At 41.6% G+C, this 25,146-nt stretch carries 18 protein-coding genes; 1 reads left to right on the top strand and 17 read right to left on the bottom strand.

Annotated elements, in window-relative coordinates; translation table 11 throughout:
* Positions 1-22: 22 nt before the first annotated feature.
* The 5 genes from AC04Q4_RS12540 to AC04Q4_RS12520 all read right to left on the bottom strand — a co-directional run bounded on the left by AC04Q4_RS12540 (position 23) and on the right by AC04Q4_RS12520 (position 5,068).
* The gene (locus tag AC04Q4_RS12540; protein ID WP_476389061.1) at positions 23-1,081 is read right to left on the bottom strand and encodes a sulfate ABC transporter ATP-binding protein; all 1,059 of its coding nucleotides are present in this window, start codon (positions 1,079-1,081) and stop codon (positions 23-25) included.
* Positions 1,071-1,907: a sulfate ABC transporter permease subunit CysW gene (gene cysW, locus AC04Q4_RS12535; RefSeq protein ID WP_195456332.1), complete on the bottom strand. Its 837-nt coding sequence runs from the start codon at positions 1,905-1,907 to the stop codon at positions 1,071-1,073. The genes AC04Q4_RS12540 and cysW overlap by 11 nt, the downstream gene beginning before the upstream one ends.
* Positions 1,907-2,746: a sulfate ABC transporter permease subunit CysT gene (gene cysT / locus AC04Q4_RS12530; RefSeq protein ID WP_173738040.1), complete on the bottom strand. Its 840-nt coding sequence runs from the start codon at positions 2,744-2,746 to the stop codon at positions 1,907-1,909. The genes cysW and cysT overlap by 1 nt, the downstream gene beginning before the upstream one ends.
* A gap of 125 nt (positions 2,747-2,871) precedes the next feature.
* Positions 2,872-3,897, bottom strand: coding sequence for a sulfate ABC transporter substrate-binding protein (locus AC04Q4_RS12525; RefSeq protein WP_476389060.1), 1,026 nt, complete (start codon positions 3,895-3,897; stop codon positions 2,872-2,874).
* Positions 3,898-3,991: 94 nt separating this feature from the next.
* A complete protein-coding gene (locus tag AC04Q4_RS12520) occupies positions 3,992-5,068 on the bottom strand; it encodes a LacI family DNA-binding transcriptional regulator (RefSeq protein WP_296051975.1) in 1,077 nt (358 codons plus the stop codon).
* Between the two features lie 447 nt (positions 5,069-5,515).
* Between AC04Q4_RS12520 and yhdJ the strand changes: the two genes are divergently transcribed.
* Entirely contained in the window at positions 5,516-6,421 is a 906-nt protein-coding gene (gene yhdJ / locus AC04Q4_RS12515) for an adenine-specific DNA-methyltransferase (RefSeq protein ID WP_476389059.1), read from the top strand.
* Positions 6,422-6,464: 43 nt separating this feature from the next.
* Here yhdJ and AC04Q4_RS12510 read toward each other — a convergent pair whose 3' ends face one another.
* The 12 genes from AC04Q4_RS12510 to rsmI form a co-directional block, all read right to left on the bottom strand.
* Positions 6,465-7,568, bottom strand: coding sequence for a hypothetical protein (locus AC04Q4_RS12510; RefSeq protein WP_476389058.1), 1,104 nt, complete (start codon positions 7,566-7,568; stop codon positions 6,465-6,467).
* A 25-nt stretch (positions 7,569-7,593) separates the two neighbouring features.
* Positions 7,594-7,815, bottom strand: coding sequence for a helix-turn-helix domain-containing protein (locus AC04Q4_RS12505; protein ID WP_173738035.1), 222 nt, complete (start codon positions 7,813-7,815; stop codon positions 7,594-7,596).
* 258 nt (positions 7,816-8,073) lie between these two features.
* Entirely contained in the window at positions 8,074-8,232 is a 159-nt protein-coding gene (locus AC04Q4_RS12500) for a hypothetical protein (RefSeq protein WP_476389057.1), read from the bottom strand.
* 281 nt (positions 8,233-8,513) lie between these two features.
* On the bottom strand, positions 8,514-8,987 hold the full coding sequence (gene tnpA / locus AC04Q4_RS12495) for an IS200/IS605 family transposase (RefSeq protein ID WP_173739202.1): 474 nt from the start codon (positions 8,985-8,987) through the stop codon (positions 8,514-8,516).
* 178 nt (positions 8,988-9,165) lie between these two features.
* On the bottom strand, positions 9,166-14,703 hold the full coding sequence (locus tag AC04Q4_RS12490) for an Ig-like domain-containing protein (protein ID WP_476389056.1): 5,538 nt from the start codon (positions 14,701-14,703) through the stop codon (positions 9,166-9,168).
* 96 nt (positions 14,704-14,799) lie between these two features.
* Positions 14,800-16,620, bottom strand: a complete 1,821-nt coding sequence (locus AC04Q4_RS12485; protein WP_476389055.1) for an O-antigen ligase family protein — start codon at positions 16,618-16,620, stop codon at positions 14,800-14,802.
* 27 nt (positions 16,621-16,647) lie between these two features.
* The gene (locus AC04Q4_RS12480; protein WP_476389054.1) at positions 16,648-17,916 is read right to left on the bottom strand and encodes a leucine-rich repeat protein; all 1,269 of its coding nucleotides are present in this window, start codon (positions 17,914-17,916) and stop codon (positions 16,648-16,650) included.
* A gap of 220 nt (positions 17,917-18,136) precedes the next feature.
* Positions 18,137-18,847, bottom strand: coding sequence for a 1-acylglycerol-3-phosphate O-acyltransferase (locus AC04Q4_RS12475; RefSeq protein ID WP_476389053.1), 711 nt, complete (start codon positions 18,845-18,847; stop codon positions 18,137-18,139).
* A 24-nt stretch (positions 18,848-18,871) separates the two neighbouring features.
* Positions 18,872-19,504, bottom strand: a complete 633-nt coding sequence (locus tag AC04Q4_RS12470; RefSeq protein ID WP_476389052.1) for a hypothetical protein — start codon at positions 19,502-19,504, stop codon at positions 18,872-18,874.
* A gap of 15 nt (positions 19,505-19,519) precedes the next feature.
* On the bottom strand, positions 19,520-22,060 hold the full coding sequence (gene gyrA, locus AC04Q4_RS12465) for a DNA gyrase subunit A (RefSeq protein WP_173738029.1): 2,541 nt from the start codon (positions 22,058-22,060) through the stop codon (positions 19,520-19,522).
* A gap of 14 nt (positions 22,061-22,074) precedes the next feature.
* On the bottom strand, positions 22,075-24,000 hold the full coding sequence (gene gyrB, locus AC04Q4_RS12460; RefSeq protein WP_476389051.1) for a DNA topoisomerase (ATP-hydrolyzing) subunit B: 1,926 nt from the start codon (positions 23,998-24,000) through the stop codon (positions 22,075-22,077).
* 265 nt (positions 24,001-24,265) lie between these two features.
* Positions 24,266-25,126 carry a 16S rRNA (cytidine(1402)-2'-O)-methyltransferase gene (gene rsmI / locus AC04Q4_RS12455; protein ID WP_173738027.1) on the bottom strand — a complete coding sequence of 287 codons (861 nt, stop codon included), beginning with the start codon at positions 25,124-25,126 and terminating at the stop codon, positions 24,266-24,268.
* Between the last annotated feature and the right edge of the window lie 20 nt (positions 25,127-25,146).

Genomic DNA, 25,146 nt, shown 5'->3' with positions numbered 1-25,146 from the left:
ATGCCGCTCCCGCGGCATTTTTTTATATAACCAACCAATCCTCAACCATAGCCGTATTATGCAGCAGCACTGCTTCATTCCCCTTCGTCACGAAGATTCTCTGCACAAACACATCCACAACTTCGCCTTCCCGGACGGGTTCTTCGTCCAGACTTCTTCTGGCACTTAACATAGTGTCTCCTACCCGAACTTTCAGTTCCAGGCTGCTGCCGCGGAATGCTACTCGTTCTACGACGCCTTCTGTTGCAGAACTCTTATATTTCTGCTCCTCATTTTTCTTCGTCACCTTCACAAATTCCGGCCGCACAATAGCTTTTTCACCACCCGGAACTTCCTCAAAGTGATTGAACACCTGGTAATCATCGATCACAGAAGTCTGACCGAAAAATCCCGCAGTAAACGCTGTATCCGGATTCTGGTAAACCTCCAGCGGTGTTCCCTTCTGCTCGATACGTCCACGGTTGGTAATGATGATCTCATCTGCTACCTCAATAGCCTCATCCTGGTCATGGGTAACAAAAATACTGGTGATTCCCAGCTTCTCGATCATATCCTTCAGCCAGCTTCGAAGCTCTGTACGAATCTTTGCGTCAATAGCCGCAAAAGGCTCGTCCAGAAGAAGAAGCTGCGGATTCGGAGCAAGGGCTCTCGCAAAAGCAACTCGCTGTCTCTGACCACCGGACAGCTGACTTGGATATCTTTTCTCCAGCCCTTTCAGCCCGATCAGCTCTACCAGCTCCGTAACACGCTGCTTAATATATTTCTTATCTGCCTTCTGTACCTTCAGGCCGAAAGCAATGTTATCATACACCGTCATATACCGGAAAAGGGCATAATTCTGGAACACGAATCCAATACCACGCTCACTGGCCGGAACATCATTGACCACTCTTCCGTCAATGATGATCTCCCCGCTGTCCGGCTGCTCCAGACCGGCGATCATACGGAGAATTGTAGTTTTTCCGCTTCCACTGGGGCCCAGAAGACCAATCAGCTTACCTTTTTCGATGCCAAAGCTTACATTGTCAGAAGCCTTATAATCTCCATATGTTTTATTGATATTTTTTAATTCAACGTACATCGCCTTTTTCCCCCTTTCCCTTATGCTCCAGAACATTTCTCGCAATCAGAAGGATCACCGCCAGGATCACCAGAATTGAAGAAACCGCAAAAGCCGGAACATACTGGAATTCATTATAAAGAATCTCCACATGAAGCGGAAGCGTATTTGTTTTTCCACGGAGATGTCCGGACAGCACAGACACTGCACCAAACTCTCCCATTGCTCTCGCCGTACACAATACTACACCGTAAAGGAACGCCCATTTAATATGCGGAAAAGTTACTTTGGTAAAAATCCTCCAGCCCTTTGCTCCCATCAGAGCAGCTGCCTCTTCTTCATCTGATCCGATAGATTCCAGCACCGGAATGATCTCTCTGGACACAAATGGAAACGTAACAAAAATCGTTGCCAGGATAATTCCCGGAACAGCAAATACAATCTGAATTCCCACTTTTTCAAGTACAGAATAAAGCGGACTCTGCTTTCCAAAAACCAGAATATAGATAAGACCTGCGATAACCGGTGATACCGTAACCGGAATATCGATCAAAGTAGTCAGGAGCTTTTTTCCCCGGAAATGAAATCTGGTCATAGCCCATGCTGCGCATAATCCGAAGATCGTATTGCATACAACTGCAGCAGCCGTTGCTTCAATGGTCAGCACCAGTGCTTTCAGTGTGTACTCATCTGTTACCGCCTGCACATAGCACTCCCATCCCTTGCTCAGTGCCTGGGTCACAACAACAACCAGCGGAAGCACCAGCATTACAAAAAGAAAGAGTACGGAGATCCCGATGAGGATCCATTTCACCGGCCCGGAAGCCTGCTTCTTTTTTTCATCCATTATGCGTCCCTCCCTCTGATACGTTTCGTATTTCTTGCCTGCACCAGATTCACGCCAAACAGGATCAGAAATGAAACTGCCAGTGTGACAAGTGCAATAGATGTTGCGCTTTCGTAATCAAACTCCTGAAGCTTTGACATGATGATCAGCGGCGTGATCTCTGTATAATAGGGTTTGTTTCCTGCGATAAAAACAACGCTTCCATATTCTCCCAGGCAGCGTCCGAAAGCAAGTCCCGCCCCGGAAAGCATTGCCGGCAGAAGCTCGGGAAAAATTACTCTTCGGAAAATGGTGAATGGTTTTGCACCCATAACACGTGCCGCCTCCTCATAGGACCCGTCCAGTTTCTCCAGTACCGGCTGAATAGCACGGACTACAAACGGAATTCCCACAAAGATCAGAGCCACCGTGATACCGATCCTGGTATACGCGATCTTAATTCCGAACTTTGCAAAAAAACTTCCCACAATTCCTTTATCGGATGTCAGTGATGTCAGTGAAATACCGGCAACTGCTGTTGGCAGCGCAAATGGCAACTCGATCATTCCATCCATGATCCTTTTTCCCGGAAAATCATACCTCACCAGCACCCACGCAAGGATCAGTCCCATAATGGCATTAACCACTGTCGCCGCAAATGCGGTAATAAAGCTTACATAAAATCCGGACAAAACTCTAGGTCTCGTGATCACCTGGATAAATTCTCCAAATCCCAGCCGCGCTGAATAAACTGCCAGAGATGCAAGGGGAATCAGAACCACAATACTCAGCATCGCCAAAGTCACTCCCATTGTCAGTCCAAAGCCTGGTATCACCCGTTTACTCTGTTGTTTCTTCATTTCTGTCTCCCCTCTTTTCTCTTTCTGCTATGTCTGTATCATCATTTTTTATATGCATTTCCATGCCATTAACAGCATCGCCAAAGAGCAATTCTTATCTGTCAGTTTCCGACAGCTATAACATCTTATTCCTCATAAATCTCATCAAACACTCCGCCATCTGCGAAATGCTTTTTCTGCACTTCATCCCAGCCGCCGAAATCTTTGATAGTTGTCAGCTTCACTTTCAGATTAAAAGTATCTGCATGTTTTTTCAAAATCTTCTGCTTTACCGGTCTGTAATAATTCTCAGCGATCAGCTCCTGTGCTTCATCGGAATACAGATATTTCAGATAAGCCTGCGCCGCAGCTTCGTTATCATGCTTTTTCACATTCTCATCTACAACTGCAACGGACGGCTGTGCCAGAATACTGATGCTCGGTGTTACGATCTCGTAATCATCCGGATTATCCCTCACAGAAAGAAATGCTTCGTTTTCCCAGGCGATCAGCACATCACCCTGACCGTTTTCCACAAAAGAAGTTGTTGCGCCTCTTGCTCCTGAATCCAGAACAAGGACATTCTGATAAAGCTTCTTTATAAAAGCTTTCATCTCTGTTTCATTTCCATTATATTTTGCATTGGCATAAGCCCATGCTGCCATGTAGTTCCAGCGGGCACCACCTGAAGTTTTCGGATTCGGTGTAATCACTCCCACATCATTCTTTGTCAGATCATCCCAGTCATGGATGTTCTTTGGATTGCCTTTTCGCACCAGAAATACAATGGTTGAAGTGTACGGAGCACTGTCATCCGGATATTCATTGATCCATCCACTGTCGATCATGCCGGCATTTTGGATCGCATCAATATCATATTCCAGGGCAAGTGTTGCCACGTCTGCCGGAAGTCCGTTTGCGATCTCAAGTGCCTGCTTGCCGGAACCGCCATGAGACTGGATCACATCAACTGTCTGGCCTGTTTTTTCCTTCCAGTATTCTGAAAAGATCTTATTATATGACTCATAAAATTCTCTTGTCGGGTCATATGACACATTAATGATCTCCACGTGATTTTTATCTTTTGTATTATTACCTGATACTGCAATAGTTCCTGCAAGCACAACTGCTGCCAGTGCGATACAGACTCCTGCGATCCGTCTTCTTTTCATGATCTATGTACTCCTTTATTTGAATTGAATACATTAAACCATATTATTCCTATTATTTAAATAGGAATATCTGAAAACGTTTTCACATAATTTATCAGATGCAATAATCGCTCCACATACTGTCTTCCACACTGCTGCAGCTGTTTCGGATTACCAGTCTGCCTTCCAGCTCCATCCGGACCACGCCGGAATGTTCGCCCTTCAGCCTGTCCAGCAGCAGATACAAAGCAAATTTTCCCATATCTTCCTTTGGCAGACTTACTGTTGTGAGCATTGGCTTTGTAAACTGCGCTTCCTGGATATCATCACTGGATATAATAGAAGGCATATAATATCGGTTCCGGAATTTATTTAAACACTTCAGCATTCCAATAGCCGAAATATCATTGGCACAGTAAATTCCTGTAGGCATATCATCAGACTGGAGAAATTTTTCCATAGCCTCATAACCCTCAGCTTCAGTCTGTTTCGTCTCGATCACATACTCCGGGATCACATCCAGATCATGCCGTTTCAAAGTCTCCAGATATCCATTGTAGCGGTCTTCGCTGTGGCACTGTCCGACATACCCGATATTCTTATGTCCAAGCGATATAAGATATTCAACCGCTGCTGATGCGATTTTTTTTCCATCACATAGAACTTCATCCACCTCATAATTCGTAGAATTGCGGTTCACCGAAACTACACTTTTATATTTTTTATTCAGCTTTTTCAAAGCTTCCTTATTACATCTTCCGATAATAATCAGACCGTCCCTCTTCCCCTCCACTTCACCATACATTTCGTCAATCAGGCGATCCAGATTTTCTCTGCGGCACTTACGGTCATCGGAGAACACCGACATATACCACACTTTTGAAAGAATACAGTTCTTATCATGGATTTCACTCTCAATTACCCGCAGCAGCTCCGAAAAAAAAGGATCTGTCTGTGAGGAATCGGTTCTTGTCATCAGAATATTGATATACCATGTCTTCTCCTGCTTTGCAGAAACGCCCCGTTTCAGATTTCTGGCTGCCTCATTTGGCACGTAATTCATCTCAATAGCTGTTTTCCATATCTTATCCCGAAGTCCTGAAACGGAACACTTATAATTGGGATTATTCAGAACCCTGGAAACTGTAGCCGGCGAAACCCCTGCTTTCTCTGCTATTTTCTTGATCGACATGTTCCATTCCTCCCCGGAAAAATTTTCCTGCTTGCTTTTTTCCTATTTCATAGTAAATAAATATGTTTTATATGATAATAAGTATCATATAAAATGTCAATGTTATTTTGCGAAAACGTTTTATTACATTTATTCTGCTTTCCTGCACGGACGATCTTTGACATTGTTACTTTACCTGTCTGAACTTTAACCGTGCATGTGAAAATACATTGAAATCCTAGAACATATGCGTTATTATCATTCAAGTAGAAATTGCTTTTATGAATATTTAAGATAATGATATTGGTATTGAAACCTACTGCTAAATGTTTAAGATGCCATTCAGAATTGAATAAAAAACCGTTATTCCTGCTCATAAAACATCAGCAGATTATGGGAGTTTAAGAAATCTGAATTGGAGGAATGGCTTAAAAGTGGAAGAATCTCAACAGATTAGAGGAGGAAGCTATGATTGAATTATTTCATGATATAGATTTTGAATATCTTGAATCAAATAATTCGTTGGTTATTTACAATGATTGTATTGAATCATTAAAAAAGATGGAAGCAGATTCAGTAGATTTGATTTTTGCTGATCCCCCATACAATCTCGGTAAAGATTTTGGCAATGACAGTGATTCCTGGAAGGATAGACACAAATACTTAGAGTGGTGTTATACTTGGATTGATGAATGTTTTAGAGTATTAAAGGATAATGGAACTTTTTATCTGATGAATTCAACCCAAAATATTCCATATATTTCCATCTATCTGCAAGAACACTATAATATTGTAAATGATATTGTATGGGCATATGATAGTTCCGGTGTTCAGTCAAAAAAGAAATTTGGTTCTTTATATGAACCAATTCTTATGGCTACCAAAACTGATAAAGCTAAATATACATTTAATTATCAAGATATCCTGGTTGAAGCCAAGACCGGTGCCAAGAGAGGATTAATAGACTATCGTAAAAATCCACCTCAGCCATATAATACCAAAAAAGTGCCAGGTAATGTTTGGGAATTTCCCAGAGTGAGATTCAAGATGGATGAATATGAAAATCATCCTTCTCAAAAACCAGAAATGTTATTGCAAAGAATCATCCAGGCATCAAGTAATCCTAATGAAATTGTATTGGATCCATTTGGTGGCAGCTTCTCAACAGCAGGTGTAGCTGTCAAACTCGGAAGAAGAGCAATCAGTATGGATATAAATAAAGAGTATTTCAAAATAGGTATTCGTAGAACTGGAATTTCAAAGACTTATAAAGGAGAAATTCTGCAAAAGGACAAAAGCAGAAAGACAAACAATACCTCAAAGAAAAGCCATATTAAAAATAACAATATTCAATTATCACTTTTTGATATATAAAGCTTTAGCCTCGAACCACATATCGGAACGAGGCTAATTTTTTTCATTCAATATTATATTCAACTTTACATTGTGTGATTAATTCATCTATCATATTAGGCAGATATCCTTTAAATATATTTAATTCGAGCATTGCTTTGAGAGTAGGAATAGTAATGACTTCCTCAAAACAAGAAAGATATTGATTTAATACATTGATATCTGAATACTTCTCAAGAGCCATTTGTTTAATTCGTCTTAAAGCTTCTTCAGGAGTGATATCCTGCTTTATAACAAAGGTAATCGGATAATGAATCAATTTGTCTATGTCCAAGAAATACTTATTGAAATCCAATACTTCCGTTACTTGAAAAACTCTTCCTAAAGGTTTCATTATATAATCGATACCGCCATCATTAGCATTTGTCCTTCCAACTTTAAATACTGTTAAGGGTACTTCTTGGGTTATTCCATTTAATGTGTATTTCATCATTTGGTCGATGAAATAATACTTTATGATTACATAGGATACAATTTCAAAAATACGAGCATCCGAATTTGGATTCAGTGTTTCTGATATAAAGCTGACAGATTTCTGCGGATTAGTAGAAACAGTCAATTTCAAGTCATTTAAATCATTAAAGAAACATGAAAATCTTTTCATTTTCAGCTCAACATATTTATTAATTATCTCAATACACAGTGGAGCAATATTTACTATATCTGCAGGCGATATTTGGACTTCAAGCAGCTTTTCATTAATCCAATATCTTCTAGTATCTAAATTCCGTCTAATAGGAATCTCTGCAGTTTCTGACATAAAAAATTTTCTGAATTCATCATTACATCTATTATTCAAAGCATGATTTTGAAGCTTCTCACCAAATGGAAGTTCCCTTGTACGGGCAAGTGCGTCAGTAAACATCATGCCTGGATATTCCGAATATCTTTTTGATGGATTCATATATCCATTCTTTATGTAATCTTCAACAAGAACATAAATGGCATATAGATTTGCAAATGATCCCCTTGCTTTTGAAGATTTATCTACTGATTGAGTTTTCCTGTCAAGATACTGCAGTAAATAAGCATATTGATATATTCTTGCTGCCTGCATTCTATCATTATTATAATGGCTGGAAATAATATCCATGATAAAATCATTCATAACGTATGCTCCCTTTAGCCTTATATCAATTGTACGATTCTGCTTTTGCAAAGAGCTCCGAAACATTGGTATTTAATCCTCTGGCAATTTTCTCAATGTTAGCTAAGGACAGATTTCTTTTCCCGGCTTCTACAGATGCCAAATATGTTCTGTCCATCTCAATTGAAAGCGCAAATTTTTCTTGGCTAAGACCAAGATTATTTCTGAATTCTTTAATAGCAATACCTAAATTTGTTTGCAAGTTCATAAAGATCTCACCTCGAAATAATGATATATTTATGTGACTTTTAAGGCAACGGATTATAAGTAACAACTAAATATTTCCAAATACATTGAACCTATTCTCACCAGAATAGATATGAACCCATATAAAAATTATTAAATGAGAGTATTATAATCAAAAAGTTCTATTCTGCAAAAGCTGCAAGGGGCTGTTCGTTTGAACAGCCCCCTGGCCGGTATTCAGTATTTTATTTTTGAAATTCTTGGTTTGCAGATCCGGGAATCATTTTTTTACTGTTACTGTAACAACTTTCATGATTCCGTTTCCTTTCACATAGATCTTACAGGTTCCGGCTTTCTTTGCTGTGATCTTTCCTGTGCTGGTTACTGTTGCGATCTTGCTGTTAGAGCTTCCTCCCGCCATAACATGCAAAGTCCACATTTTCCCTCTGATTTTATATAAATTGTACCAAAACAATACATTTTTTACCAGTACTTAAGTAGAATCAGACAAGTCAAGACCACCCGCTTAGCGGGTGGCTTGCTCTGTCCCTATAAGGGACTATTCCCTGCTTGCGCCCGGAAGGCGCACTGACAGTCTGCCAACTGCACCACATTTACAGCAGCCCCTTCCAGGGGCTATTTCAGTGCTTCCTTATTCCGGCGTTGCCCCAAAAGGGGCTTGCTGGTTTGCTTTTATTTCCTACTACTGCTCCAAGCAGTTTATTTCTTGTTTTTCTTCACCGGCTCACCCGTAAACGGGTCGATATACTCTACTAATGACATCTGGTCATATTCTAAATCTTCTTTTAATTGATTCTGAATATACTCTTTTATTGCAGCTGTATTTTTTCCTACTGTATCTACATAATATCCTCTACACCAGAAATGTCTATTTCCATATTTGTATTTCAAATTTGCATGTTTTTCAAATATCATTAGTGAGCTTTTTCCTTTTAAATATCCTACTATTTCTGATACCGAATATTTAGGTGGTATTCTTACTAGCATATGTATATGATCCGGACAACACTCTGCTTCTATTATTTCTATTCCTTTTCTTCTGCATAATAATCCTAATATTTGTCCTACATCTGCTTTTATATCTTTATAGATTACCTGTCTTCTATATTTTGGTGCAAAAACAATATGATACTTGCATTCCCATTTAGTATGAGCTAAACTATTTACGTTCATTTTATGAACCTCCTGTGATTTAATATTTGTGGTTTGCAGACCTACATTTATTTTAACACAGGAGATTACTTATATCTAAAGATCTTCCCTCCCCCTGCATAGCAGGGGGTTTATTTTTACTGTCACACAAAAAATCAGGCCGGATCACCCAATGGTAATCCGGTCTGTTTTTTATTGATTATTTTACGGTTACTGTTACTACATAAGATTTCTTTCCTGCTTTCACAGTGATCTTTGCAGTTCCTTTTTTCTTGCCTGTGATAACACCCTTGCTGCTTACTGTTGCAACGGATTTATTGGATGTTTTGTAAGTGATCTTATCCTTGCTTGTGATCGGGCTGAGGACTGGTTTCAGGGTCAGAGTCTTGCCTTTCTTCACAGTTACTTTTGATTTCAGGCCTGTGATCTTGGATGTCGCAACTTTGGAAGTCTGTACTTTAACTGTTACTGTTGCTTTCTTTCCACTCTTCAGTGTTACTGTGATCTTTGCAGTTCCTTTCTTTACAGCTTTGATCGTTCCTTTCTTATCGACTGTTGCGATCTTCTTGTTGCTGGAAGTCCAGGATTTCACGGAGTCACCTTTCGCCATAGTTACTTTGACTGCTTTTGTGCTCTGTTTCTGCTGCAAAGTGATGGATGTTAAGTTCAGCTTGATAGTTGCTTTCACCTTACTTCCAACATATCTGTAGTCTGGCTTCTTGCAGACAGAACAGGTTCTCTTCTGTTTCTGTTTAGCAAATACAGTTGCATCAGAGATCTTCTTCCAGCTGCTGAACTTATGTCCTGTTTTTGCAATAGCTTCTGTTTTCTTTTCACCGCAGTTGCTGCAGGTGTAAGTCTTCACTCCGTCTGCAGTACAGGTTGCTTTCTTTGTAATCACACCACTGTTCCACTTGTGGCCAAGTGCCGGTGTAACTGTCACTCTTGTATCTCCGTGTTTACGGCAGGTCTCAACCTTCTTTCCTTCTTTTGTACAGGTTGCTTTTGTATCGGATGTTACGTCCCAGATACAGTCTGCATATACAACTGTTACAGAAGGATTTTCTTTATAAGCATGTACATGGATGTAATAAATCTTGCCTTCTTTCAAATTGCAGTTGCCTGGATTGTTGCAGCTGTCATCCGGATCTTCGCCGACAACCCCTTCTACTACATAACCGCCATCTACAGTAAACCGATAATTATCTGTTTTTTCAGGAACAAATTTCAGTGTTACCATATCACCGCGAACAGCTTTTACAGTTGTAGCTTTATCGCGTTTCAGTTCCGGAACATTACTCCAGGAATCTGCTTTCAGCGGGAAACTTACCTGATATTTTCCAAGGTTCGCATATGCTATGCCAGTTCCATCGTCCAGCCATTTCACAGTTCCCTGATAAATATATCTTCCGGAGGAATCTGCATTTCCATATGTAATAGTTTCTGTGCTTCCGTCTGTGTAGAGTGCTTTTACCTGAAGTCCTTTATAGGAAACAGCATTTACATCATTTGGAAGGCATTTTGCCTGTTCCGGTGCCTTCACCAGTTCCAGACCTTTTAATGTTTTCTTTACCTTCCTGATCTGGAAGCTTGCCTCGGGATTATTAACTTCACCCAATGCAGACACAAGATATTCTCTACCTGCTTCCAGCTGAACAGAATAATTGTTCTCACCTTCATAAGCCTTCTCTACAATGCAGGTTTCCCATTGATTATCGTACAGCTTTCCGTAAGTCCAGACATTTACATTATTATAATCATTATCTTCCTGTTTCAGAGATATTATGTACTGTCCTTCTGATGAAGGTGTAAAACGATAATATTGGCGATCGAAAGTGGTTATTTTATAATCATTTGCTTCTTTAAGTTCTTCCAGTGATGGAATTCCTTTTACAGTAATATTTTCTTTCTTTTCTTTCTCGTCATCAGATCCAAGATTCTTATATTTTACTGTTACTGTATAAGTCAGTTCTTTTTCAGTTCCTGTCTGCTTCGGAGTAATAACTTCTTTATCAATATCGTTTCTATACTCATCTTTCTGGTTCCACCAGTCTGTTATTGCTGTAGTTCCATTCTCGTAAGTTACTTTCACATTATAGTAATTTCTGATATCATCCATAACTGTAAGAGCAGAGGTATCTACGCCTTCTCTTGGCACGATCTCAATGTTCTTAATCGGAACAATATTTGTCTTATGGAAAGAAATGATAAAGGAACCTGTATCTTCGTTATAAGTTCTTGGCAGGTATGTATATTCTTTGCCTTTTTCAAGCTTCTTTATCAGGCAAAAGTTTCCATTTCCTGCACTGTCATCATCTTCTCCGATCTCATCTCCGTCACACATCAGCTCAACATAAGTGTCCAAATATGATCCATCCAGAGATTCGGACTCCATTGTGTAATATCCATCCTCTTCCGGAGTGAAAGTACAAGGAATAGCTTTGCCTGTGTAAGTGATGGCTTTTCTCAGTCCTTCAGTAAGTGCAATACTGCTTACTTCTTCCGGAGTTTCTGTTGCTGCTGTATTTACAACTCTGAGTTTACACTCTGCGCTGGTATAAATAACAGCAAGGCATGTTTCGCCTTTTTTCAGATTAATGCTGTAGCCTTCATCTTTGTATCCTTTTTCACCGTCTGAATAGAATACTCCAACTCCTCTGTTGTATCTTTCCTGCTCATTACTGCATTCAAATACATATTTTCCGTCTTCCGGAGCTGTGAATGAATAATATCTGTCGGAATATCCTGTATTCTCAAACTGTTTCCAGACATCTTTTTCCAGGGATGGAAGCTTGTCCATTTCCAGTTTCTTAGCGGTGATCGTATCGGATTTAACAGGAAGCTTGGACATTTCTACAGCAATGGCACTTCCTGTCTGGATACTTGCACTGAGATAAGGTGTAACTGTCCATTCACCTACTGTCAGAGGTTCATAATAAGAATGCTCCTTACCTTCACTGTCTTTTACCTGGTAGTGGAGATAATATCCGTTTACAAGATCGGAACCTTTTACAGTTCTGGATTTGTTTTCCCCGAATCCTACGGTTGTCTGCATGTTCTCTTCTTTAAAGTATTCCACACCTGCAATATAGTTTTTCTTTAATGCAGTTGTCTCCATTTCAGCCGGTCTTGTTACGGAAGAAACTGTTATTTTCAGTTCCGGACAATATTCATCTGCATCTACATACAGATAATATTCTGTGTCTTTCTTAAAGTCTGCATATGCTCTGTAATTCTCCAGCACACAATCAGTCGGGCCTCTATCTTTAGCAGTGCGGAACTTGATCGTGGATATCGGAACATTCGTCTCAAGCTCATAACGTCCATCTGCAGGAGCTTTATATTTCAGGACAAGCTTATCCTGATTCTTGACTTCCGTTGTTCCTGTTGTAACTTCCTGTTTCACAGATTCATCAAGAGAAACAACTTTTACAGGGATGTCTTCTGCGTAAACACCGCCAAAGTTTACTCTGAATACATAGTCACCTGCCGGAAGATTTTCATAATCATCTACAGACTCATAATAACCGCTGGCATCTTTTGCTTTGAAAAGATCGTAAGACATCCATCTGCCATATTCATCATCGTTATTTTCCGCATCCAGTTCACGGGTAGTTCCATCATCATATGTAACTTCCGCTGTCAGATCATCAAGCCATGGTCTCTGTACTCTTTCTATGAAAGTCAGATCTGTCGGGCTGTAGGATTTTATTTTTACAGAACTGATCTCCGGTACTCTCTTAACAAGAACTGTTGCATCTTCGCTGGCATTTGCATCCTCTTCCCATATCTCCCAGGAAATTAAATATTTTCCTGCTTCCACTTTTCTGTAAGAATCATCCCAGTCTGGTGAATAATCCTCAAGATCTCCGTTTTCGTTAAGCTTCTTCCAGTTCAGATCTCTGTCTACTCCATCCTGTTCCTGAATTTTAAACTGATACCTGCCTGTTTTTTCTACTTCGAAAGCATACCAGGTTGGAGAACTCTTTCCAGATACAGCAACTTTAATATGATTTTCGCCTTCTGTAATTTTAGCATAACTGTTAAAATCCGGTTTCTGTACAGTGAATGGAATTTCAGCACTGGTTACCTTATCACAGATATATGTCAGTTTGTAGGAACCTTCCGGCAATTCGATTGCAACACCATCATCATCATACCATTCTGTAATCTCGCTTCCATTACTGTCTGTAACCTTTGGAGTGATCCGGTTTCCATAACGGTCATATGCACTTTGTCCAAGATATACTTTTACCTGCTCGCTCTGTCCGTTTTTATAATTAACGGTAAGGCTTCCTGGTTGTCTGTACATATTAACATTATCCAGACCTTTTATATAAGTCATAGATTCCTCAGAAAATGCAACAGAAGAAACTTCCTGCCGTTCTTCCACTGTAAGGTTCCACTGATTTACATAATCATCTTCGTCGTCTGACCAGATTTCTCCCTGTAATCCAATATAATATGCAGTCCCTTTTTCCAATGAAACCACGCATTTTGAATTACTAACATCATATTCTATATACTCTGGTCCTTCCTGGGTTTCTTTAAATATATTACAGGTCTCTACCGGAGAGATTACATATGTAGCTGTTTCAGGAGCTACAAACTTATACCAGCTGTATTTGATCGTATTACTTTTAACTGCGTTATCACTGCCAATATGAAGTTCCTGAAGCTCACCAGGCTCCACAGCTTTTACTTTATAGGTGCTTTCTGTAGCAACTGGCTCATCATTACATAAAATTACAATATTGTAGGTTCCCACATTTAAAGTTGAACCTGCATTATATATATCAGCACCGTTTTCTGACTCAAATCTGTAGCTTATGCGGTTTCCGTAAGCATCATCTATAATGTAGTCATTTTTAAATGTTATCGTATCTGAAGGTTTTTCATTATCATACTGCAGAGTTACTTCCAATCCATACAGCTGTCCGTAATCTAATCCGGCGATAATTTCCGGATTTACGATATTCTCAGTATTCAGCTGTACAGAAGAAGGGGTTACAAGTTTCTTCATGTTTACTGAAAAATAACCTGTCTGACTGCCTTGCTGTCCTACACGGAAGTAGTAGGTTTTTCCTTTTTCTGCCTTAAAGATAAGCTTGAAATTACACCCTATGCCACCGTCATCATCTGAAAATGTATAGTCCCATTCGCTTCCCACAGCTTTGGTATCATATCCATATACAATAGGATCTCCATCATCAGAATCTTCCGAACTGAAACTATAGTTTCCATCCTCAGCCGCAGTAAATGAAAACCATTCCCACTGATCCGCTTCCTCAATATCCACATCATAGCTCTGATCCAATTCCAGTTCCTGTACAGTTTCCGGAATAATAGATGAAGTCTCCTCGTCCTCAAAATCCTCATCATCCCCGGCACTGAACGGAAGCTCTTCCTCTGCTTCAGCTTCTTCCGGTTCCACGGTTTCAACAGGCTCCTGTGTCAGTTCCTCCTCCGGCTGAGTAAGTTCCTGTGATTCCTCTGTGCTTTCCGTTTCTGTCTCTGCTTCTGCTGTTTCATCTGTGAGAGAAGCTTCATCTGCAAAAGATTCTTCTTCCACATTCTCCTCCGCTGGTTCTGCCGCAGCTTCCTCTGGCTGTGCCTCTGCCTCATCCAGCACAGGTTCTGATGAAAAATCCGCACCGCTTACTGCAAAAGCCGTTCCATCCACACTGGTAACTGTCAATGCAGCTGCCAACAGCAATGCCAGTCTTTTTCTTTTCATACATCTTCCTCCTTATAAGTTGTATTTTTAGTCTAATTATACTATTTAGCATTATATTCTGCCACATTAAATTCATAAAAAAAGCAAAAAAACCTCTCACAGCGCACGGCCGTGAAAGGTTTCCATTGCGATCCCTGTTCCCAGAAGGCACCAGAATACCGGTGCCGCCGCAAGGTTGGAATCATTCATTATTCCCATTAATAAAAATCCTGTAACACTTAAGAATATCCCCAGCTCCCAGAAGCTGACCTTATCTCTTGTACTCTTCCGAAATCTTTTCACAAAAGATATCACATACCGCAGCCAGAATATTATCAGACAGATAGCAGATATCACACCTGTCTGCAATGCTGACTGCAGATACATATTGTGGGCTCTGGTCGGAAGCTGCTGGTACATACTGAGACTCGTATTTGCTTTCATCACGTAATCCGTCTGCGGAAATTCTGCCGCGAACGTATCCGGACCGCTTCCCCACAACAGATGCTTCGCGATCAGCGGAATCGTTCTTCCCCAGATATATCCTCGACCGGAAAAAGCTCTCTCATATCCTTTCAGAACTGCTGCTGCATTTTGGATCTCATCAGATTTTCCATACTGGTTCAGGTAGAAATATTTTTCCCCACCTGGTTCCTTAAAGAAATTCCAAGTGATATCTCCCTGATTGACCATAATATAAGAAATCTGATCCTGACTGTAAGTGTCAAAAGCAAGATCTTCATAAACAGTATCTCTGAACCGGAAACACTGGCTGTCTGTGTCCCAGATTGCCGTGAGCTTGTCTTTTTTATTGGAAACAGCATTAAGCATCTGCCCTATTTCTGTTGTTTCCGGCATCAGTTCCAGGGTATTGCCTTTATATTTCACTGTGATTCCATTCTCACCCGGCTGGATTTCCTGCATATCGTAGGTATTCTTATGTAAACTATCTCTAATTCCATTTATGAGTCTGTGGCTGCCGGCCAGATCATAACCAACAAACAGAACAACAGCCAGAAGAACAGCGATTCCCGTATACGCCCATCTGTTTTTTCCGTCCTTACTGCCCGTACCTGTCTGCGTGCCTCTCTGTCTGCCACTCTGTGACTGCCGGAAATATACTGCCAATATCGCAAGAATACATCCAACTGCCAGTCCGGTTCTTGAACCGCTTCCATATAAACAAATACATAGAATAATGCTGAGGCTGCCGCCAAAAATCCTGCCGGCTTTACCGGCTGCTGTTATAGTCAGGATCACAATCACCGGCAAAGCCATCACCAGATACACACCTGCATAATTCGGCGTATAGGATGCCATATATACAGTGGAATTTCCGCTTCCGGAATACAGATAACTCATGGCATCCTTTGCTGCGGAATCCAGCCCTGCTGAAAGGATGCCTTTGCCGGCCGATGTATAAAAGAAATCTTTTCCTGCCATCTGTGTAAGACCGATAACTGCCGGAGCTACAGTTCCTGCTGCCAGTGCCCAAAGTATTTTTTTCACATCTTCTTCTGATTCTGTCACCTGAACACAGTAGAAAACTGTCACCAGATATCCCAGAAGTACCCATACAGATTCATACTGCTGCCACATTCCTTTCAACGATAATGCTTTGTCAGCAGACAAAATCGTGGAAAGAATTGTAACCCCCGCGTATACATATAATGGAATAAAATATTTCCAGTTTTTGATCCGGATCCCCCTGAGCAGACTTCGCTCTATGAGAACCAGCAGCATTGCTGCCACCAGGATCAGAAAAACGATGCTTTTCCAGTACATAAAGAAATCATACTGAAAACTTCCGTCCGGGAACCAGGAATATTTTCCCAGATCTACTTCTGTTTTCTGTCCCTTCGCCACCAGCGGCAAAAGGATCATTGTAAGAATCCCGGGCAGCAGATCCGCCCGGATTCTTTTTTCAGTTTTTTTCATAGTATTTTATGCCTTTGTCTTTTCTGTCTATTTTACTGTTACTTTGCAGGTCATTTTCTTTGATCCGCTCTGAACTGTGATGGTTGCTTTTCCTTTTCGAAGGCCTTTTACAACACCTTTGGATGTTACTGCTGCAATTTTTGTGTTGGAAGATTTGTAGGTGATCCTTTCATCTGTGTTCTTCGGTGTCGCCACTGCCTTGATGGTGAAGGTTTTTCCTCTGGATAAAATCTTTGTCTTCGGAACGCCGGTAAGTTTCGTTGTTTTTATCAGAGCTACACTGCCCTGAAATTTGAGTCCGTTTTTCTTCGCATAAGTCTGTGCTGTAGAACCGTTTTTTCCTACTATGACAAGAGCTCTGTTTTTTTCATTTTCCCAATTATAGCCCATCGGCTTTCCATCCAATATTGTCTTTCCGTTGAGAAATATGATCTTTTTCATGGCCCGGCAGTCATTAAAAGCTTCTGTTCCAATCCGCTTCACACTGGTTGGTATCGTAACAGCTGAAAGCTTTCTGCAGGCATAAAATGCACTGGACCCTATTTCTGTAAGTTTACCTGGAAATGTCACCTTCGCAAGATTCGGGCAGAGTGAAAAAGCCTGTGATTCAATGTCTGTCAGACTTTCCGGAAATGTCATACTCGTCAGTCCGCTGCCACAAAAAGCATTTCTTCCAATTTTTTTAACTCCCTGTTTCAAAGTAACTTTTTTTAATTTTTTATCGCCCTCGAATAAGGATTCCGGTATCTCTTTCACACTCCCCGTAACACTGACAAAAGCCAGATTATCACAGTAACTCAACGCATATTCATCGATCATTGTTACTGATTCCGGTATATTCAGACTTGTAAGCTTACATCTGTAAAAAGCATACGCACCTATACTTTTCAATCCAGAAGGAAGCTGTATACTGGTAATCGCTGTATCTGTAAATACGCTGTTTCCAATACTTTTCAGAGTTTTTGGAAGTGAAACACTTTTCAGATTTTGACATCTGTTAAAAGTATAGCTGCCAATTCCTGTGATTCCGGATGCAACTGTTACTTTTTTTATTTTTGCTGCTTTTTCTGAAAAATCGTAAGTCCTGACCTCTCCTTTTCCCTGGATTTTCAAATGCCCGTTCGAATACAGTCTGTATGTAGCATTACTTCCGCAGGAACCTTTTTCTACAAGTTTTACTGTTGTTTGTGTTGATGCTGCATTTTCAGTTTGTGCATATGTCATTACCATTGATGCACTGTTCCCTGTCAATGTCATAGCCGCTGCCATCAGCCATGCAATATACTTTTTCTTCATACAATTCCTCCCTCTTTCCTGTCACATTTATATATAAAATTATAAAGTTCCACACCATTCCGGTCAAGCTGCATTTAGAATATTCCGTTTTTATCTTCATTATTTACAGATAATTCTGAAACTGTTTTTCCACAAAAAAAGACCATCGTATCCATTTGTACAACAGTTACGATAGTCTTTTCAGTAAAGCGGATATCCGCTCTGCTATATATTTACTTTCTCAGATATTCTCCTCGATCACTTTCTCGATCCGTCGCTTCACTTCTTCAGCGATCTCTGTCGTATGCATATCCTTATATTCCTCATAATACATAGGAGGAAGGATATGCACCTGCACAGTGATATGTTCAGTGGAACCGGTATCAAAAGCTTTAAAGGAATCGATCAATGCCACAGGAATGATCGGGCATCTGGTCTTGGTAGCTGTCTTAAAGCTGCCGCCTTTAAATGGTCCGGGATGATTTCCGTTCCTGCTTCGTGTTCCTTCCGGGAAAATCAGATAATTCCGTCCTGCCTTCACCTCACGAATCACATTGACGATCACCTGCATGGACTGCTTCAGGTCTTCTCTGTCAATGATGAATGCCTTCATGCAGGCAAAAACCTGCTTCAGGAACGGGATGTCTGCTACTTCTTTCTTAGCTACCACTGAGAAAGGAACCGGGCAGGCCTTGATGATCGCAAGTACATCAAACAAGCCCTGATGATTCGGAAAAAACATGAATCCGTTTTCCCTGGGGATATTCTCCGCACCATGCACATCTATATAAATATTGCCGCCCCTGATCGCATAATCATCTACATGCTTCAGAAACGCATACTTCTTCTCTTCCGGATAATCATCTGTATGCGATGCATACCAGCAAAGCCTGATCCACCAGTAAGGAACAAAAATAAGATTTCTGAACACCATCAGCAAAATTCTCTTCATAACTTATGTCCTCCTGCCTGTTTCTTATCCGTTGAGTTTCGATGCGATCTTATCCTCATAACCCGGATTCTTTTTCAGAAAGACTTCATAAGCCTTGGTATAATCTGTATAAGTCTTCGTTGTCATAAATTTCTGATAATCGGCTGCTGCCTGCTGACTGATCTTATCTGAAATATCTGACGGTGAATACAGATAATATTTCTTATCCTGAGCCTTCACAAGATAAGTACTGATGCACGGATATTCCTGATCATTCTGCAGAACAAGATTATATCGAATGTACACATAAGAATAAGTCTTGCTCTCAGAAATCGTCTCACAACTTTCAATATTTACATCTTTCGCTTCGTGAGCCTGGAAATATTTCATCGTAGATGATATCTCTGTTTTCGCTTCATCCGATACTTTATCCGCACTGTAGCATTCCTGCATTTTTTTGTCCTTACCTGCAACAGCAGCCTTTATATATCCTTCCACAACTCCTTTAGGATTTCTGTGGCTGATGCCGCCGCAGCTCCGTGCTGCGAGGATGATCACCAGCAGGATCAAAATGATTCCTGCCAGTGTCACGATATGGACAAAATTCAGTTTTTTATTAGAGTATTTCAGTTTTTTCACAGGTTTTTTTCTGCGTTTTTTCTTTGTTGTTGTCGCCATGACTCATCCTCGATCTTATTCTTCCTCACTGCCTGCTGCAGTTTCATCTGCGGACTCTTCACTGTCTGTTCCTTCGCTGTCAGCCTTTGTATCTGCTTCCGGATCTTTATCTCTTACTTTGGCAATACTTGCAACGGTTACGCCATCTGTAAGATTGATCATCTTCACACCAGACGTAATTCTGCCGAGAATAGAGATATCTGCACACTGCAGACGGATAATGATACCCTCTGTTGTGATCATCATGATCTCGTTCTCTTCATTAACAGCCTTTGCACCAACTACATTTCCGGTCTTCTCTGTGATCTTGTAGCATTTCACACCTTTACCGCCACGGTTCTGGACAATAAACTCATTCATTGCTGTCCGTTTGCCCATTCCGTTCTCAGATGCTACCAGAAGATAATCACCCTGTGTATTCAGCTGCATTGCAACAACTTCATCACCATCACCAAGATTCATACCTCTTACACCCATAGATGCACGTCCTGTACTGCGGACATCGGTCTCCTTAAATCGGATACACTGTCCATCCTTGGTAACAAGAATGATATCTTTATTATTATCTGTTGATTTAACCTCGATCAGTTCATCATCATCACGGAGAACAATCGCTGTAAGACCTGTCTTACGGACATTCTCGTAATCCTTGATCGGAGTTTTCTTTACAAGACCCTTCTTGGTTGCCATCATCAGATAATGGCCTTCTTCATACTTACGAAGAGGGATCACTGCAGTGATCTTCTCACCCGGGGCAAGCTGCAAAAGATTGATGATCGCTGTTCCTCTCGCTGTACGACCGGCTTCCGGAATCTCATATGCCTTCAGTCTGTAAACACGGCCTGTATTGGTAAAGAACATCAGATAATGATGAGTTGTTGTCATCAGAAGCTCTTCGATGTAGTCATCATCAATAGTCTGCATTCCCTTGATTCCTCTGCCGCCGCGGTTCTGGCTGCGGAAATTATCTACAGTCATACGCTTGATATAACCAAGCTTTGTCATTGTGATAACCGTATTCTCTCTCGGGATCAGATCCTCTGTGGAAATATCATATACATCGTATCCGATGGAAGTCTTTCTGTCATCGCCGTATTTCTCAGCAATAGCCAAGATTTCCTCACGGATAACGCGGAGAAGAAGCTTACGGTCAGCAAGGATTGCCTGGAACTTACGGATTTTCTCCATAAGCTCTGCATACTCAGCTTCCAGCTTCTCTCTTTCCAGACCTGTCAGTGCACGGAGACGCATATCCACGATTGCCTGAGCCTGAACATCTGTCAGCTCAAAACGATCGATCAGTTCCTGTTTCGCGATCTGTACGTTGCGGGAACCACGGATAATCCGGATTACCTCATCGATATTATCCAGTGCTTTCAGCAGACCCTCCAAAATATGAGCTCTCTCCTGAGCTTTATTCAGATCATACTGTGTCCTTCTGCGAACTACGTTCTCCTGATGCTCAAGATAATACTCCAGCATCTCTTTCAGATTCAGAACCTTTGGTTCCATGCTTCCATGATTCGGAACAAGCGAAAGCATGATCACACCAAAAGTATCCTGCAGCTGTGTATGTTTATAAAGCAGATTCAGGACCACGTTGGCATTGGCATCCTTACGGAGATCAATACAGATGCGCATCCCTTCACGGCTGGAATGGTCATTCAGGTCTGTGATTCCATCGATCTTTTTGTCCCGGACAAGATCTGCAATCTTCTCGATCAGACGTGCCTTGTTTACAAGATACGGAAGCTCTGTAACTACGATACGTGATTTACCATTCGGTAAAGTCTCGATATTTGTCACTGCACGGACACGGATCTTGCCACGTCCTGTACGGTATGCTTCCTCGATTCCTCTTGTTCCAAGGATAGTTGCTCCTGTCGGGAAGTCCGGTCCCTTGACTATATCAAGAAGTTCCTCGATAGCTGTCTCTCTGTCCTCTTCCACAATATTGTCGATGATTTTTACAACGGCATTAACTGTCTCACGAAGATTATGCGGCGGAATATTGGTTGCCATACCTACGGCGATACCTGTTGTACCGTTTACAAGCAGATTCGGAAAACGTGCCGGAAGTACAACCGGTTCACGTTCTGTCTCATCAAAGTTCGGCTGAAAATCAACAGTGTCTTTGTTAATGTCAGCAAGCATCTCCATGGAAATCTTGCTGAGACGTGCCTCTGTGTATCGCATGGCAGCTGCACCGTCACCATCTACAGAACCGAAGTTTCCATGTCCGTCAACAAGCGGATATCTTGTTGACCATTCCTGCGCCATATTTACAAGTGCACCATAGATGGAGCTGTCACCATGCGGATGATATTTACCCATTGTATCACCGACAATACGCGCACATTTTCTGTGGGGCTTGTCAGGACCATTATTCAGCTCGATCATGGAATACAGCACTCGGCGCTGTACCGGCTTTAAGCCGTCTCTTACATCAGGCAGAGCTCGTGAAGCGATAACACTCATGGCATAGTCGATGTAAGATTCTTTCATAGTTTTTTCCAAATCCACTTCGTGGACTTTGTCAAAAATATTATCTTCCATTATTCTTTATTCTCCTAGATATCAAGGTTCTTAACAAATCTTGCATTTTCTTCGATAAATTCACGTCTTGGCTCTACCTTGTCTCCCATAAGAGTGGTAAATGTCAGATCGATCTCGGATGTGGCAGCTTCATCCATGGTCACACGAAGAAGGATTCTCTTCTCAGGATCCATAGTAGTCTCCCAAAGCTGATCTGCATCCATCTCACCCAGACCTTTGTAACGCTGGATCTTGTTGTTTCCGTCACGTCCGATCTCGGTAAGTATATTGTTCAGTTCATCATCATCGTACGCATACCATACTTTCTTGTTCTTCTCCACTTTATAGAGTGGCGGCTGAGCAAGATATACATATCCCTGTTTGATCAGTTCCGGCATGAAACGATACAGGAATGTAAGGAGCAGTGTCGCAATATGCGCACCGTCAACATCGGCATCAGTCATGATGATGATCTTATGATAACGAAGTTTGGAGATATCAAAATCTTCGTGAATTCCGGTTCCGAAAGCAGTGATCATGGCTTTGATCTCTTTGTTTCCGTAAATCTTATCCAGACGTGCTTTCTCAACATTCAGGATCTTACCTCGAAGGGGAAGGATTGCCTGTGTGGCACGGTTTCTCGCTGTCTTGGCGGAACCGCCCGCGGAATCTCCCTCTACGATATAGATCTCGCAATTCTCCGGATTCTTGTCAGAGCAGTCTGCAAGTTTTCCCGGAAGAGACATGCTGTCCAGTGCAGATTTTCTTCTTGTAAGGTCACGTGCTTTTCTGGCTGCTTCTCTGGCTCTCTGTGCAAGAACAGATTTCTCAACGGTAGCTTTGGCAACTGTCGGGTTCTGCTCCAGGAAAATCTCCAGCTGTTTGCTCACAACGCTGTCTACTGCACCTCTGGCTTCGCTGTTTCCGAGCTTCTGCTTGGTCTGGCCCTCGAACTGCGGATTTCCGATCTTGACACTTATGATTGCTGTAAGACCCTCTCGGATATCATCACCGCTGAGGTTCGGCTCACTGTCCTTAAGAAGCTTGTTCTTACGTGCATAGTCATTAAATGTGTTGGTGATCGCATTACGGAAACCGGTGATATGTGTACCGCCCTCCGGTGTATTGATATTATTTACAAAACCGTAAGTGTTCTCTGTGTATGAGTCATTGTGCTGCATGGCAACTTCTACAGCTACGCCATCCTTCTCTCCCTCACAGTAAATGATCTCAGGATAGAGAGCTTCTTTACTTCTGTTCAGATAGCTTACGAATTCGCGGATACCACCTTCATAGTGGAATACCTTTTCCCTCTCCTGTCCTTCTCGCTTATCCTCAAGCACAATACGAAGTCCCTTAGTAAGGAAAGCCATCTCACGAAGTCTCTGTTTCAGGATATCGTAATCGTAAATGGTGTCTTCAAAGATTTCCTTATCCGGAAGAAAATCTACCTTTGTTCCGGAAACATTCGGATCACAATCCCCTGTAACTTTCAGCGGATACATGGTCTTGCCACGCTCATATCTCTGTTTATATTCTTTTCCATCACGGTGGATCGTAACCTCAAGCCACTCAGAAAGTGCATTTACTACAGATGCACCTACACCGTGAAGTCCGCCGGATACCTTGTATCCTCCACCGCCGAACTTGCCACCTGCATGAAGAATAGTAAATACAACCTCAACTGCCGGAATACCTGCCTTATGATTGATACCTACCGGAATTCCACGACCATTATCTGTAACTGTAATGGAGTTATCCGGATTGATATCTACATGGATCTCCGTACAAAAACCAGCCAGTGCTTCATCGACTGCATTGTCCACGATCTCATATACGAGATGATGAAGTCCACGGCTGGAGGTGCTTCCGATATACATTCCAGGCCTCTTACGTACGGCTTCCAGTCCCTCCAGAATCTGGATCTGATCCGCGCCGTATTCTGTATTCTCTGCGCCCATGTCATTCCTCCTGTTCTTATCTGTCCAGGCGTGTTTGAAAATTCGTTTCTGCAGAACCTCTCTCTGCAGAATCATTTTGCAGAAAGCAATTCTCAAACTCGCTCCGGAACTGTCATTTATACCTGTAAAATAAATATTTTTTTACATACGAATACTAAGTAATTATAGCACAAAAAAGCCCGTATTTCCACGCAAAATCACTGGAAATACAGGCAAAAAAGTATCTTATTAAATGCAATTTCAAAGTGCAGGCACAATATGTTCTTTACTCAGCAGAATCTTCCTCCAGCAACGCCTTATAAATATCCCGCTTGGAAACACCTCTGTCTTTCGCTGCAAGCTTCATGGCGTCTTTTCTGGAATTCCCCTGCTGCTCGTACATGGCCACATGCTCCGGAATGGAAATCTCTTCCCAGGAAGCACGTTTCTCCGCTTCCATTTCACTGCGGCTCCTGCCCTCGATCACAAGAACACACTCTCCCAGCGGCTTCTCATCTTTATAAAAATCAATGAGATCATCAATGGTTGTACGAAACGCTGTTTCGTGTTTTTTTGTCAGTTCCCTGCAAAGAGTCATACGGCGGTTGCCAAGTGCCTCCCTGAGCTCGCCAAGCGTCCGTACAAGCCTGTGAGGAGCTTCATAGAGGATTATAGTTCTCGTTTCATTGGAAAGCTCCTCCAGGATGATTTTTCTCTCTTTCTTATCTGCCGGAAGAAAAGCTTCGAAAGCGAACCTTCTGGTGTGCAGACCTGATAATGTCAGAGCTGTGATACAGGCTGCCGGACCCGGAAGAGATGTTACTTCGATTCCAGCTTCATAACACATAGCTGCCAGCTCTTCACCAGGGTCTGAAATGCCGGGAGTACCGGCATCTGTAATCAGAGCGATATCAGTACCCGCGAGCATTTTTTCCACAAGGACGTGACCCTTATCGATCTTATTGTATTCGTGGTAGCTTGTCATTGGAGTTTTTATGTCAAAATGGTTCAGAAGTTTGATACTGTTTCGGGTATCCTCCGCAGCGATCAAGTCCACTTCCTTAAGTGTTCTTAAAACTCTTAAAGTGATATCTTCCAGATTGCCTATCGGAGTTGCACATAAGTAGAGTTTTCCTGTTTTATTCATAATCTTCCTCTTTTTTCTAT

Source organism: Blautia sp. HA8986, assembly GCF_056504635.1.
Note: the sequence above shows the minus strand (reverse complement) of the source record. Positions and strands in the feature narration are given on the sequence as shown.

What these genes read in the sequence shown, in the direction of transcription:
- AC04Q4_RS12480 (WP_476389054.1), bottom strand. Translation starts at nt 17,916, where the DNA reads ATGAAGAAAAAGTATATTGCATGGCTGATGGCAGCGGCTATGACATTG.
- AC04Q4_RS12490 (WP_476389056.1), bottom strand. Translation starts at nt 14,703, where the DNA reads ATGAAAAGAAAAAGACTGGCATTGCTGTTGGCAGCTGCATTGACAGTT.
- AC04Q4_RS12475 (WP_476389053.1), bottom strand. Translation starts at nt 18,847, where the DNA reads ATGAAGAGAATTTTGCTGATGGTGTTCAGAAATCTTATTTTTGTTCCT.
- AC04Q4_RS12540 (WP_476389061.1), bottom strand. Translation starts at nt 1,081, where the DNA reads ATGTACGTTGAATTAAAAAATATCAATAAAACATATGGAGATTATAAG.
- rsmI (WP_173738027.1), bottom strand. Translation starts at nt 25,126, where the DNA reads ATGAATAAAACAGGAAAACTCTACTTATGTGCAACTCCGATAGGCAAT.
- cysT (WP_173738040.1), bottom strand. Translation starts at nt 2,746, where the DNA reads ATGAAGAAACAACAGAGTAAACGGGTGATACCAGGCTTTGGACTGACA.
- gyrB (WP_476389051.1), bottom strand. Translation starts at nt 24,000, where the DNA reads ATGGGCGCAGAGAATACAGAATACGGCGCGGATCAGATCCAGATTCTG.
- yhdJ (WP_476389059.1), top strand. Translation starts at nt 5,516, where the DNA reads ATGATTGAATTATTTCATGATATAGATTTTGAATATCTTGAATCAAAT.
- AC04Q4_RS12470 (WP_476389052.1), bottom strand. Translation starts at nt 19,504, where the DNA reads ATGGCGACAACAACAAAGAAAAAACGCAGAAAAAAACCTGTGAAAAAA.
- AC04Q4_RS12500 (WP_476389057.1), bottom strand. Translation starts at nt 8,232, where the DNA reads ATGTGGACTTTGCATGTTATGGCGGGAGGAAGCTCTAACAGCAAGATC.
- AC04Q4_RS12520 (WP_296051975.1), bottom strand. Translation starts at nt 5,068, where the DNA reads ATGTCGATCAAGAAAATAGCAGAGAAAGCAGGGGTTTCGCCGGCTACA.
- tnpA (WP_173739202.1), bottom strand. Translation starts at nt 8,987, where the DNA reads ATGAACGTAAATAGTTTAGCTCATACTAAATGGGAATGCAAGTATCAT.
- cysW (WP_195456332.1), bottom strand. Translation starts at nt 1,907, where the DNA reads ATGGATGAAAAAAAGAAGCAGGCTTCCGGGCCGGTGAAATGGATCCTC.
- AC04Q4_RS12485 (WP_476389055.1), bottom strand. Translation starts at nt 16,620, where the DNA reads ATGAAAAAAACTGAAAAAAGAATCCGGGCGGATCTGCTGCCCGGGATT.
- gyrA (WP_173738029.1), bottom strand. Translation starts at nt 22,060, where the DNA reads ATGGAAGATAATATTTTTGACAAAGTCCACGAAGTGGATTTGGAAAAA.
- AC04Q4_RS12525 (WP_476389060.1), bottom strand. Translation starts at nt 3,897, where the DNA reads ATGAAAAGAAGACGGATCGCAGGAGTCTGTATCGCACTGGCAGCAGTT.
- AC04Q4_RS12510 (WP_476389058.1), bottom strand. Translation starts at nt 7,568, where the DNA reads ATGAATGATTTTATCATGGATATTATTTCCAGCCATTATAATAATGAT.
- AC04Q4_RS12505 (WP_173738035.1), bottom strand. Translation starts at nt 7,815, where the DNA reads ATGAACTTGCAAACAAATTTAGGTATTGCTATTAAAGAATTCAGAAAT.